Below are 11,826 nucleotides of genomic sequence, written 5' to 3'. Positions count from 1 at the left end.
GATAAATCAACGCGCGTAACCGTTGTTTTACTTATCCGCATCCACTAACCAACAGGGGCTTTATGGATCACACCACCCGGCAACATCGGTACGCTGTCCGCCCTTATCAGCGTAGCGCGCGTAACTCCCTTTCCCGCCCGGCAGGGTTACCTGCAAGATAGCGGCTCAATCCGGATAACGCTCGCTATGGCCTGCGGGAATGAGCTTTTCATCCGCAACACACTGGCCCACACCTGTATGCAAGGAATCAAATGATGACTAGTCCTGTAGAGTCCTTCCCCATTCACATTCCCCAGGCACAGCTTGACGATCTGGCCCAGCGCCTGGCGCAAACCCGGTGGCCGGATCCGGAAACCGTATGCGACAACAGCCAGGGGCCGAAGCTTGAACGTCTTCGCGCTCTGGTAGCGCACTGGCAAAAAGACTATGACTGGCGCGCCACTGAAACCCAACTCAACCAGTGGAACAGCAGCCGCACCGAGATCGACGGCCTTGGCATTCACTTCCTGCATATTCGCTCACCCCATTCCGACGCCCTTCCCCTGCTGATGACCCATGGGTGGCCAGGCTCTGTTCTTGAATTCAGAGCAATGATCGGCCCGCTTACCGACCCTACAGCATATGGGGGACAAGCCAGCGACGCGTTCCATTTGGTTATCCCTGCGCTACCGGGTTTTGGTTTCAGTGATAAGCCAGCCTCCCCGGGCTGGGGCGTGGGTAGAACCGCCAGCGCCTGGGTGCAGCTAATGGAGCGTTTGGGCTATGGCCAGCGCTGGGCTGCACAGGGCGGAGACTGGGGATCGGCCGTGACCACCGTCCTTGGGCACCTGCGCCCGCCAGGCCTGGTCGGCATTCACCTGAACATGGTGATGTATCAGCCGACCCGGGATGAAATCGCACAGGCCACCCCTGAAGAGCAGCGCATGCTGGCTGATGCGCAACGCTACGACCAGGAGCTTTCGGGCTATATGAAGGTGCAAAGCACCCGCCCGCAGTCGGTAGGCTTTGCCCTGGCGGACTCCCCCGTGGGCCTGGCTGCATGGATATACGCGCTGTTTCAGGACGCCTCCGACAGCGGCGGCGAACCTGAGCGGGCGATCGACATCAATGCCCTGATCGATGACATCATGCTGTACTGGCTGCCAAATGCCGGCCCAAGCTCGGTTCGCTTCTATTGGGAAGGAATACGTGAAATGCAAAAGCAGGGCCCCGCTTCCGCCATACCCACTCCTGCGGGCGTGAGCATGTTTCCAGGCGAGCTGCTTCGCCTCTCACGGCGCTGGGCGCAGGCGCGTTTCGAGGATCTGAGGTTCTTTGCGGAAGCTGAGCACGGCGGCCACTTCGCCGCTATGGAAAACCCGGCAGTGCTTACCGACCATGTGCGTGAGACTTTCCGCTTGCTGCGTTGAGCGGACAGGCGTGCCTGATACCCTGTCAGCATTAACCAACTGAACAGGGTATCAGGGGGATTTTCTGATGAGGACTTCACTGCGCACCAAAACCATTGATGACGCAGAAAACTCACCGCCTGAGATTATTACAGCAATAAAAACAGGCGGTTAACTACAGTACTATTCCCACTCGAACATCAACCAGAAGGAAATGAATCTAAATAACAGCCAGTCAGAAAGGCAGCTTTTATCGATACCCTCATCTATACCATGCGCAAACTTTTTTTGATTTTTTGCTGCTCGTCGATGTATTTAAAGACTTTCCGAACTTATACCATAGTAGCTTGTTCCGTAGGCCCTTTATTACTAACAACCACCAAAGCAAGACTTAGCAGCGTAATTAATGAAGCAGATAAATAAAGCGTACTAATATTCCAATGGTCTAAAATTCCTGCTCCTGATACGGCCCCTATACCAAGAGCGCCATTGAATATAGCAGCATAGATAGCTGAAGCTGGTAAAGCATCGTCTTTTGCTAATAGGATGATCCATGTTTGAAGGCCAACGAATAGTATCGCAACACCAAGCCCCCATCCGGATACGAGCAGCAATGTAGTGACTTTGCCGTTAACAGTCGGAAAGCTAATTAACGTCAAACACAATGAAATAAGTAAAAGCCCTGTGCTAAGGACTCTTTTTAAGTGGTTGTCTATATACATTCCGCACATGAAGTTACCGAGTATACCAGCAACACCAAATGTCAACAGGCAAATAGAGACCCAACTGTTTGGCAGAGCAATCACAGAAGAAAGTAGCACCTCAACATAAGTAAATGCAGCAAAGTGTGAAACGATACCACAAGCCGCAATGAGGTATACGATTCTCAACTTCGAATTTCGAAACACAGAGAAGAGTTGCCCCCTTCCCAAACGCGGTATACCTGACACATGCGGAAGACTCAGAGCCAGAGTTAATGCCGTAACAACAGATAATATTCCTAAAAGTGAAAATGATAATCGCCAACCAGCATCAGCGCTTATCCAATTAATCATTGGGACGCCTAAAACACTCGCGGTTGAAACACCCCCGAAAATAATGGCAGTGGCTTTCCCCACGCTACTTTTTGAGACCAACTGTGCGCCCAAAGTGCCAATCATTGCCCAGAAAGCACCATGAGCAAGAGCACCGACAAGCCTGGCAGCCAGCAATACGCTAAAACTATAACTGACAGCTGCCATACCATTAGACAACCCCAACAATAGCATCAGTCCCACTAACAATGGTCGGCGGGGTAAATGGCTAATCATCATGACTGAAATTAAAGCAGCAGCGGCACCAAGCCATGCATACAATGTAACAACTAACCCTGTAGAGCTCGTGCTCTGCTGCATATCCTGTGCAATGGAAGACAACATACCTATTGGTGCTAACTCAGTAGCAACAACCGTAAATGACGCAATACCAAGCATAAAAACAGCGACCCAGCTGCGCCAATTTGTGTAATTTGACGGGCTCAAGCGTTCACTCCTTTCATACCTTCAGTTGTATAACGCTCCCCTGAGGGCTGAAATTTCCGCATGGCAGATTCAATGCGGGCCAAATCCGCTGCCGTTAATACGACATCAGGAGCCCGCAGGTTATCGACCAAATGCTTCATTTTCTTTGTGCCCGGAATAGGTACGATGTCAGGCCCTTGTGCTAATAACCATGCCAATGCAATTTGTGCCGATGAGCATGACTTACTACTGGCCATGCCAGCAACCACCCTTGTTAGCGGAAGGTTCGCTCTTAGGTTATCAGGAGTGAATCTCGGTAATGATTGTCTTGCATCTTCAGGAGTAAAGTCACTGTCAGGCGTAATATTCCCTGTCAAAAAACCACGCCCTAATGGGGAATAAGGCACAAAACCAATACCTAATTCTCTACAGGTTGGCAAAACATCTTGCTCCACATCACGGGTCCACAGTGAATACTCGGTCTGCACGGCACTAATTGGATGAACAGCATGCGCTTTTCTCAGCGTACTTGCGCTGACCTCAGATAAACCAATATTTGCAATTTTCCCCTCCTTGACCAATTGAGACAACGTAAAAACGGTTGTTTCTATAGGCACATGAGGATCCAGTCGATGGATATAGTATAAGTCGATGCATTCAACGCCTAAGCGGCGTAGCGAACTCTCACAAGCACGGCGAATATAATCCGGACTGTTATCAATTACTCGTTGGTACTCCCCAGGACGGCGTACAATTCCACACTTAGTCGCAACTTTAATTTCAGCACGGCTTTCTTTCAAAAACTCCCCAAGTAGCTGCTCGTTATGATAATGACCATAAGTATCTGCGGTATCTAAAAAAGTGCAGCCAAGATCAACAGCTTTATGGAGTACCGCCCTGGATTCGGCGTCATTTCCAGGCCCATAGAATTCACTCATGCCCATACAGCCTAATCCTATCTCGGAGACTTCAAGGCTTTGACCTAATACACGTTTCTTCATGATTGATATCCCTTGGTTTACGTTGAGATATTCAGTATATTTTCCGAAAGTGGAGATTCATATGCACACAAACCGCAATCAGATTTCCGAAAATGGAAACCAGAACAGTACGCCATCTTTGAATTGGGATGATGCCAGAATATTTCTCGCCATCGCTCGAGAAGGCACATTAAGTCACGCAGCAAAACGATTAAATTTGGGGATTGCCACCACCTCTCGACGTTTAGAACGTCTGGAGTCTGCGCTACAGGTTCGCTTATTTACGCGTGATCAACAGGGCTATACATTAACCGATGAAGGCAGCGATCTGATTTCACCGGCTGAAGCCCTGGAGCAGGCTGGATTTGCTTTTGGAGATACGACTTATCGTAATAATGATGAAGTAATGGGTCATGTACGCCTGGCAACAGCGCAAGGATTAGCCGATCATCTCATTATTCCAGCCATGCCAAAACTTATTGCTGCTCATCCAAATTTAACCGTGGAGATAATCACGAGCGTATCCACTGTTAACCTGCACCGACGCGATGCTGATATTGCCTTACGTATGGTAAGACCGGAACGTGGAAATGTGAGCATCCGTCGATTAGGTACACTAGGGTTTGGGCTTTATGCCTCACAAAACTACGCAAACAACAGAAAGAGTTCAGACACCGCCAGCCTGTCTTTCGAACATGATGATTTCATCGGGTGGTCTGAAATGCAGCAAAATTTGCCAGCAGCGCAATGCTTAACAAAAATGTTGAGAGGAAAGCCTTGCCGCTTAATCACAACCAGTCTATCGGCACAAATGAGCGCTGTAGAGGCGGGGATTGGTATGGCTATACTCCCTCATTTTACCTCCAGGAAAAAAAACCTGGTTTGTGTGCAAGAAGATGTGGGTTGTGATCAGCCTGTTTGGTTGGCTATTCACTCAGATTTAGCACACTCACGTAGAGTTAGAGCTGTTGTCGATTTTCTGGAGGCGATTATTTCTGAAAACCAACAATCATTATCCCCATAAAAATGCCAGTCAGAAACTGACCGGCATTTCAATTATTTTCTAAGACCTGATTAGCTATTTATAACCAGCTTTATTCCCACTCGATCGTCGCCGGCGGCTTGCCGGAGATATCGTAAACCACGCGGGAAATGCCGTTGATTTCATTGATGATGCGGTTAGAGACGCGGCCCAGGAACTCATAAGGCAGATGCGCCCAGTGCGCGGTCATAAAGTCGATGGTTTCTACCGCCCGCAGCGAAACCACCCAGTCATACTTACGCCCGTCGCCCATTACGCCTACAGAACGCACCGGCAGGAATACGGTGAATGCCTGGCTAACCTTGTTATACAGATCGGCCTTGTGCAGCTCTTCGATAAAGATCGCATCGGCGCGACGCAGCAGATCGCAATACTCTTTCTTCACTTCGCCCAGCACGCGCACGCCCAGACCGGGTCCAGGGAACGGATGACGGTAAAGCATGTTGTACGGCAGGCCAAGCTCCAGGCCGATTTTACGCACTTCGTCTTTGAACAGCTCACGCAGCGGTTCAACCAGGCCCATCTTCATCTCTTTCGGCAGGCCGCCCACGTTATGGTGCGACTTGATAACGTGCGCTTTGCCGGTGGCAGAAGCGGCGGATTCGATCACGTCCGGATAGATGGTGCCCTGCGCCAGCCACTTCACGTCTTCCAGCTTCAGCGCCTCTTCATCGAACACTTCCACGAAGACGCGGCCGATGATTTTCCGCTTGGCTTCCGGCTCGTCGACGCCGGCCAGCGCGTCCAGGAAACGTTTTTCGCCTTCCACGTGCACAATGTTCAGGCCAAAGTGATCGCCGAACATCTCCAGCACCTGCTCCGCTTCGTTCAGGCGCAGCAGGCCGTTGTCGACGAATACGCAGGTCAGACGATCGCCGATGGCGCGGTGCAGCAGCATCGCGGTAACGGAAGAGTCTACGCCGCCGGACAGACCCAGGATCACCCTGTCGTTACCCACCTGCACGCGCAAACGCTCAACCGCATCTTCGATGATTTTTGCCGGCGTCCACAGCGCTTCACACTGGCAGATTTCCAGCACAAAACGCTCCAGCATTCGCTGGCCCTGACGCGTGTGCGTCACTTCCGGGTGGAACTGTACGCCATACAGGCGCTTCTCTTCGTTAGCCATAATGGCAAACGGGCAGCTTTCGGTGCTGGCAACGGTTACAAAGTCGGATGGAATAGCGGTAACTTTGTCGCCGTGGCTCATCCAGACGTCCAGCAGCGGTTTGCCGTCCGCGCTCAGGGAATCTTCAATGCCGCGAGTCAGCGCGCTGTCCACGCCAACTTCTACCTGCGCATAGCCAAACTCGCGCTCGCTGGAGCCTTCCACCTTGCCGCCAAGCTGCAGCGCCATGGTCTGCATCCCGTAGCAAACGCCGAATACCGGCACGCCCGCGTTGAAAACGTATTCCGGCGCGCGCGGGCTGTTGTGTTCGGTGGTGCTTTCCGGGCCGCCGGAAAGAATGATGCCGTTTGGATTAAACTGGCGGATCTGCTCTTCAGTGACGTCCCACGCCCAAAGTTCACAGTAGACGCCCAGCTCGCGCACGCGGCGTGCCACCAGCTGCGTATACTGCGAGCCGAAATCAAGGATCAGGATGCGGTGTTTATGGATATTTTCCGTGGTCATTGGGCTATTCCAGAGCGATAAACAAATACAGGATTAAGTAAAATGCCCGGTCAGCGCCGGGCATCAGGCCGGGTTATCAGGAACCCATGCGGTAGTTTGGCGACTCTTTGGTGATGGTGACGTCGTGCACGTGGCTTTCGGTAATGCCCGCGCCGCTGATGCGAACGAATTCCGCTTTGGTGCGCAGCGCTTCAATGGTGCCGCAGCCGGTCAGGCCCATACAGGAGCGCAGGCCGCCCATCTGCTGATGTACGATCTCTTTCAGACGGCCTTTATAGGCCACGCGGCCTTCGATACCTTCCGGCACCAGCTTGTCCGCCGCGTTATCGGTCTGGAAGTAACGGTCAGAAGAGCCTTTGGACATCGCGCCCAGCGAGCCCATGCCGCGATAGGATTTGAACGAGCGGCCCTGGTACAGTTCGATTTCGCCCGGCGATTCTTCGGTGCCCGCCAGCATAGAGCCGACCATGACCGCGCTGGCGCCGGCCGCAATCGCCTTGGCGATATCGCCGGAGAAGCGGATGCCGCCGTCGGCAATCACAGGAATACCGGTGCCTTCCAGCGCGGCGACCGCGTCAGAAACCGCAGTGATCTGCGGCACGCCCACGCCGGTGACGATACGGGTGGTACAGATGGAGCCAGGGCCGATACCCACTTTCACCGCGCTTACGCCAGCCTCAACCAGCGCCAGCGCGCCAGCGCCGGTCGCGACGTTGCCGCCGAGGATCTGCAGGTCAGGATATTTTGCACGGGTTTCACGGATACGCTGCAATACGCCTTCAGAGTGGCCGTGAGAAGAGTCAATCAGCAGCACATCAACGCCAGCCGCGACCAGCGCATCCACGCGCTCTTCGTTGCCCGCGCCCGCGCCTACCGCTGCGCCGACGCGCAGACGACCGGCCTGGTCTTTACAGGCGTTAGGCTTACGTTCGGCTTTCTGGAAATCTTTAACGGTGATCATGCCCAGCAGATGGAAAGCATCGTCCACTACCAGCGCTTTTTCGATGCGTTTTTCGTGCATCTTTTGCAGCACGACTTCGCGCGCTTCGCCTTCGCGAACGGTGACCAGGCGCTCTTTTGGCGTCATCACCGCCGAAACCGGCAGGCTCATATCGGTGACAAAGCGCACGTCACGACCGGTGATGATGCCTACCAGCTCGTTGTCGTCGTTAACCACGGGATAGCCCGCGAAGCCGTTACGCTCGGTCAGCAGCTTCACTTCGCTCAGCGCCGTACCGGGCAGCACGGTTTGCGGATCGGTCACCACGCCGCTTTCATGTTTCTTCACCTTGCGGACTTCTTCCGCCTGGCGCTCCACAGACATATTTTTATGAATGAAGCCCAGCCCGCCTTCCTGCGCCAGCGCAATAGCCAGGCCCGCTTCGGTCACGGTGTCCATAGCCGCAGAGAGCATAGGAATATTCAGGCGAATGGTTTTGGTAAGCTGGGTACTGAGGTCGGCCGTATTAGGCAACACAGTCGAATGAGCGGGAACGAGCAGCACGTCGTCAAATGTCAGGGCTTCTTTAGCGATTCTTAGCATGGCAATATCTCAACCTCAGGGTGAATGAGAACTTGTAAAATATTGCCGCGGCATTATACAGGGCGTAATCGATTGCCTCCAGCATTATTTACGAAAAAGTCTTGATCCCTCCCGTCAGGCATGTAGTATCGGTTAATTAACCCTCTGATTTAAAGTTTGATCTCTATCACATGTCGCTACCGCCAACCGCCAATATTTTTACCGTCAGCCGCCTGAATACCACGGTGCGCAAGCTGCTGGAAATGGAGATGGGCCAGGTCTGGCTGAGCGCCGAGATCTCTAACTTTTCCCAGCCCTCTTCCGGCCACTGGTATTTTACGCTGAAGGACGACGGCGCACAGGTACGCTGCGCGATGTTCCGCAACAGCAACCGCCGCGTAACCTTTCGGCCGCAAAACGGCCAGCAGGTGCTGGTCAGGGCCACCATCACGCTTTATGAACCTCGCGGCGACTATCAGCTGATTGCTGAAAGTATGCAGCCTGCCGGCGACGGCCTGCTTCAGCAGCAGTTTGAACAGCTGAAGCAAAAGCTGGCGAGCGAAGGCCTGTTTGAACAGAGCCATAAGCAGCCGCTGCCCGATCCGGCACGCCAGGTAGGCGTGATCACCTCTGCCACCGGCGCGGCGCTGCACGATGTGCTGCGGGTTTTACACCGTCGCGACCCTTCACTGCCGGTGGTGATTTATCCCACGCCGGTTCAGGGCGCGGATGCGCCAGCCAGCATCGTGCGCGCCATTGAGCTGGCCAACCAGCGCGCAGAGTGCGACGTGCTGATCGTCGGGCGCGGCGGCGGCTCGCTGGAAGATCTGTGGAGCTTCAACGACGAGCGCGTGGCGCGGGCGATTTTCGCCAGCCGCATCGCTATCGTCAGCGCCGTAGGGCACGAAACCGACGTGACCATCGCCGACTTCGTGGCGGATCTGCGCGCGCCCACCCCTTCTGCGGCGGCCGAGCTGGTCAGCCGCAACCAGCTTGAACTGCTGCGCCAGCTTCAGTCGCAGCAGACAAGGCTGGAAATGGCGATGGACTACTATCTTGCGCAGCAGAACCGCACCTTTACCCGCCTGCACCACCGTTTACAGCAGCAGCATCCCCAGCTGCGGCTGGCGCGCCAGCAGACGACGCTGATGCGGCTTCACCGCAGGCTGGATGACGCCATGCAGCTGCGGCTGCGCCAGGCCGCTCGTCAGCAGGAACAGGCCTCGCAGCGGCTTGCCGCCTCGCAGCCGCAGAACCGGCTTTATCGCGCGCAGCAGCAGCTTCAGCAGTGGCGCTACCGTTTACAGCAGGCGATGCAGGCGCAGCTCAACGGCGGCAAACAGCAGTTCGCCACGCTGACGGCGCAGCTGGAAGGCGTCAGCCCGCTGGCAACGCTGGCGCGCGGCTTTAGCGTCACGACGGCAGCCGACGGCCAGGCAATTAAAAAGGCCGCGCAGCTGAAGGCGGGCGACAGGCTGAAAACCCGGCTGAGCGACGGCTGGATAGAGAGCGAAGTTACGGCGGTCACGCCCGTTAAAAAAGCCCGCGCTAAAAAGGCATGAGGCCTGCAGACTGATGATCGATGGCAGAGTAAAGAAAGCGATGCCGGTTTTGCATTCAGAAAGTAGCCGGGAGTGATAATGCCCGCCAGCTGGCGGGCCGTCCATCTACTCATTACGTTTTTGCTTTAAATAAGCCGACAGCCAGCTCAGGAAATCCAGCCACGGCGAACGGAATGATCATATCGACAGCTATCCCAGTCTGCTCAGTAGCGTTGTCAGAAGCGCCGGGATCCTTAGCAATACCCGCCGTGGCGCGGGCGGTCATTGATGCTTTTTATTTGCCGGTGTACACCTGATAAGCGGATGAACCGATCCCGTCCAGACTGTGAGCGCCCATGACAATGCAGCCCGCCTTAGTTAAATCTCCAGGCTCAGGTACCAGACACAGGGCAGTCGCGCTGGCAAGTTTGGATACGCTTCCCAGAAATCCTACTCCGTCCCCTGTGCGGTTGCTGACTGAATCCCCTGTAGCGGTTTCATCTGCTATTACAGCCGCAAGCTGTACCGGCATCATCGCAATACTAAAACCGTTTTCCATAACATGTCCTTTTACGATAATTATCCAATACCGACAGTAAAGGCCTTAGCAACATCAGGAAAATCAATTCCGGCACTGATGATATCTTTTAAGAAAAAAGGCTGGTTTTGTATAAAATGGCCTGTCCAGTTTGGGATTTCTGGCTGCCTTATCGCTCTGACGCCCTGCATTACGTTGACGAGAACCCAGGCTGTGGCGGCTTGTGCAGACATGGTGCGAATATACCGCAGGCCTGTTTATGCGCGTACGCAAAGCAGCCACTATACTTTTTGGACATTTACGATGGACCAAGGAGCATGGTATGCATTACGGCGTCATCCCTCCCTATATGCTTAGCAAAATCATTGATAACGGCTCCGGCCTGCAGCAGAGCTGCGCGCGTCAGACTCTGGCGCACGTGCAGACGCTGATGGCGGAAACCTGGGCCAAACCGGACGGGGCAAAAACCGCCGCGCCGGGCCAGGTTCAGCGGGAAATCTATGATTCAGAGCAGACCCAAAATCTTCCCGGTACGCTGGTGCGCAGCGAAGGCCAGTCAGGCAATAACGACGTTGCCGTCAATGAGGCTTACGACTATCTTGGCGTCACCTACGACTTTTTCTGGCAGGCCTATAAGCGTAATTCTCTGGATAATCAGGGGCTGACGCTCAAAGGCACCGTGCACTATGGCAAAGACTATCAGAACGCCTTCTGGAACGGTCAGCAAATGGTGTTCGGCGACGGCGACGGCGAAATTTTCAATCGTTTTACCATCGCGCTGGATGTGGTCGGCCACGAGCTGGCGCACGGCGTAACGGAAACCGAAGCCGGACTGATCTACTTTGAGCAGGCCGGCGCGCTGAATGAATCGCTGTCGGACGTTTTTGGCTCGCTGGTTAAGCAGTTCAGCCGTAAGCAGACGGCCGACCGGGCGGACTGGCTAATCGGTGAAGGGCTGCTGGCCGAAGGCATTAACGGCAAAGGACTGCGCTCTATGTCGGCGCCGGGAACGGCCTACGACGATCCGTTGCTGGGCAAAGATCCTCAGCCTGCGGATATGAAAGGCTATATCCAGACGCGCGAAGACAACGGCGGCGTGCATCTGAACTCCGGCATTCCCAACCGCGCTTTCTATCTGGCCGCGAAGACGCTCGGCGGCTACGCCTGGGAACAGGCCGGCTACGCCTGGTATGATACGGTATGCGATAAAACGCTGCCGCAGAATGCCGACTTTAAAACCTTCGCGCAGTATACTGTTAATCACGGTCAGAAACGTTTTAATAAATCGGTAGGTCAGGCTATTGAAAATGCCTGGAAGGAGGTTGGCGTGTTATGAATTCACTTCCGGAACTGAGCGACGACGCGGTCATCGACGTGGCGCGCGAAGGCGGTTTTGCTTTTATCCCTAAACTGTCCAGCCCAAGACGCATCGCGCTGGCCCAACTGGATCCTCCGCAGCGGGAACATGTGTGCAGCGTACTGCGCCATGCGCTGCGGCTGGGAGAACCGCCGGGAGAGCAAAGCCGCGCCGGAAGAGGCGATCAGCGCTATTACCGTATCGAAATCAGCTATGCCACGCGGCAGCAGGTCGGCAATCTGGTGATCCTAATCCCTGAGGATCTGGCGCCGCCCGAACTGGTGCAGCTCTGGCACGACGGCCAGTAGCCAGAAAAAAGCCCCGCC

General features: G+C 54.5%; 12 protein-coding genes. 5 read left to right on the top strand and 7 right to left on the bottom strand.

Annotated elements, in window-relative coordinates; all coding sequences use genetic code 11:
- Positions 1–251 precede the first annotated feature (251 nt).
- Positions 252–1,409, top strand: a complete 1,158-nt coding sequence (locus EGK14_RS13115) for an epoxide hydrolase family protein (protein ID WP_199746434.1) — start codon at positions 252–254, stop codon at positions 1,407–1,409.
- A 311-nt stretch (positions 1,410–1,720) separates the two neighbouring features.
- On the opposite strand, the gene EGK14_RS13110 is transcribed toward EGK14_RS13115, so the two are convergent.
- The gene (locus EGK14_RS13110; protein ID WP_125289542.1) at positions 1,721–2,908 is read right to left on the bottom strand and encodes an MFS transporter; all 1,188 of its coding nucleotides are present in this window, start codon (positions 2,906–2,908) and stop codon (positions 1,721–1,723) included.
- A complete protein-coding gene (locus EGK14_RS13105) occupies positions 2,905–3,888 on the bottom strand; it encodes an aldo/keto reductase (RefSeq protein WP_125289541.1) in 984 nt (327 codons plus the stop codon). Before EGK14_RS13105 ends, EGK14_RS13110 begins: the two co-directional genes overlap by 4 nt.
- Positions 3,889–3,949: 61 nt before the next feature.
- Here EGK14_RS13105 and EGK14_RS13100 point away from each other — a divergent pair, with 61 nt between their 5' ends.
- Positions 3,950–4,891 carry a LysR family transcriptional regulator gene (locus tag EGK14_RS13100; protein WP_125289621.1) on the top strand — a complete coding sequence of 314 codons (942 nt, stop codon included), beginning with the start codon at positions 3,950–3,952 and terminating at the stop codon, positions 4,889–4,891.
- A 70-nt stretch (positions 4,892–4,961) separates the two neighbouring features.
- Here EGK14_RS13100 and guaA read toward each other — a convergent pair whose 3' ends face one another.
- Complete coding sequence (gene guaA, locus EGK14_RS13095) at positions 4,962–6,542, bottom strand: glutamine-hydrolyzing GMP synthase (protein ID WP_125289540.1); 1,581 nt, start codon at positions 6,540–6,542, stop codon at positions 4,962–4,964.
- Between the two features lie 76 nt (positions 6,543–6,618).
- Positions 6,619–8,085, bottom strand: coding sequence for an IMP dehydrogenase (gene guaB, locus EGK14_RS13090; protein ID WP_125289539.1), 1,467 nt, complete (start codon positions 8,083–8,085; stop codon positions 6,619–6,621).
- A 170-nt stretch (positions 8,086–8,255) separates the two neighbouring features.
- Here guaB and xseA point away from each other — a divergent pair, with 170 nt between their 5' ends.
- Positions 8,256–9,626 (top strand): exodeoxyribonuclease VII large subunit, encoded by a 1,371-nt coding sequence (gene xseA, locus EGK14_RS13085; RefSeq protein WP_125289538.1) that lies wholly within the window; start codon positions 8,256–8,258, stop codon positions 9,624–9,626.
- A 112-nt stretch (positions 9,627–9,738) separates the two neighbouring features.
- Here the strand turns inward: xseA and EGK14_RS21300 are convergent, their stop codons facing one another.
- The 3 genes from EGK14_RS21300 to EGK14_RS13075 are packed head-to-tail and all read right to left on the bottom strand — an operon-like array spanning position 9,739 to position 10,376.
- Positions 9,739–9,891: a hypothetical protein gene (locus tag EGK14_RS21300; RefSeq protein WP_158616052.1), complete on the bottom strand. Its 153-nt coding sequence runs from the start codon at positions 9,889–9,891 to the stop codon at positions 9,739–9,741.
- Positions 9,892–9,900: 9 nt separating this feature from the next.
- On the bottom strand, positions 9,901–10,164 hold the full coding sequence (locus EGK14_RS13080; protein WP_125289537.1) for a hypothetical protein: 264 nt from the start codon (positions 10,162–10,164) through the stop codon (positions 9,901–9,903).
- 20 nt (positions 10,165–10,184) lie between these two features.
- Positions 10,185–10,376: a hypothetical protein gene (locus EGK14_RS13075; RefSeq protein WP_125289536.1), complete on the bottom strand. Its 192-nt coding sequence runs from the start codon at positions 10,374–10,376 to the stop codon at positions 10,185–10,187.
- A gap of 89 nt (positions 10,377–10,465) precedes the next feature.
- Here EGK14_RS13075 and EGK14_RS13070 point away from each other — a divergent pair, with 89 nt between their 5' ends.
- Both EGK14_RS13070 and EGK14_RS13065 read left to right on the top strand, forming a co-directional pair.
- Positions 10,466–11,479 carry a M4 family metallopeptidase gene (locus EGK14_RS13070; RefSeq protein WP_125289535.1) on the top strand — a complete coding sequence of 338 codons (1,014 nt, stop codon included), beginning with the start codon at positions 10,466–10,468 and terminating at the stop codon, positions 11,477–11,479.
- Positions 11,476–11,808: a protealysin inhibitor emfourin gene (locus EGK14_RS13065; protein WP_125289534.1), complete on the top strand. Its 333-nt coding sequence runs from the start codon at positions 11,476–11,478 to the stop codon at positions 11,806–11,808. Before EGK14_RS13070 ends, EGK14_RS13065 begins: the two co-directional genes overlap by 4 nt.
- Positions 11,809–11,826: the final 18 nt, after the last annotated feature.

This window comes from Erwinia sp. 198 (assembly GCF_003937915.1).
GTDB lineage: Bacteria > Pseudomonadota > Gammaproteobacteria > Enterobacterales > Enterobacteriaceae > Erwinia > Erwinia aeris.
Note: the sequence above shows the minus strand (reverse complement) of the source record. Positions and strands in the feature narration are given on the sequence as shown.

Bases quoted from the DNA above. Each gene is read 5' to 3' on its own strand.
- EGK14_RS13070 (WP_125289535.1), top strand. From the start codon at position 10,466: ATGCATTACGGCGTCATCCCTCCCTATATGCTTAGCAAAATCATTGAT.
- EGK14_RS21300 (WP_158616052.1), bottom strand. From the start codon at position 9,891: ATGACCGCCCGCGCCACGGCGGGTATTGCTAAGGATCCCGGCGCTTCT.
- EGK14_RS13075 (WP_125289536.1), bottom strand. From the start codon at position 10,376: ATGTCTGCACAAGCCGCCACAGCCTGGGTTCTCGTCAACGTAATGCAG.
- EGK14_RS13100 (WP_125289621.1), top strand. From the start codon at position 3,950: ATGCACACAAACCGCAATCAGATTTCCGAAAATGGAAACCAGAACAGT.
- xseA (WP_125289538.1), top strand. From the start codon at position 8,256: ATGTCGCTACCGCCAACCGCCAATATTTTTACCGTCAGCCGCCTGAAT.
- guaA (WP_125289540.1), bottom strand. From the start codon at position 6,542: ATGACCACGGAAAATATCCATAAACACCGCATCCTGATCCTTGATTTC.
- guaB (WP_125289539.1), bottom strand. From the start codon at position 8,085: ATGCTAAGAATCGCTAAAGAAGCCCTGACATTTGACGACGTGCTGCTC.
- EGK14_RS13080 (WP_125289537.1), bottom strand. From the start codon at position 10,164: ATGGAAAACGGTTTTAGTATTGCGATGATGCCGGTACAGCTTGCGGCT.
- EGK14_RS13105 (WP_125289541.1), bottom strand. From the start codon at position 3,888: ATGAAGAAACGTGTATTAGGTCAAAGCCTTGAAGTCTCCGAGATAGGA.
- EGK14_RS13115 (WP_199746434.1), top strand. From the start codon at position 252: ATGATGACTAGTCCTGTAGAGTCCTTCCCCATTCACATTCCCCAGGCA.
- EGK14_RS13065 (WP_125289534.1), top strand. From the start codon at position 11,476: ATGAATTCACTTCCGGAACTGAGCGACGACGCGGTCATCGACGTGGCG.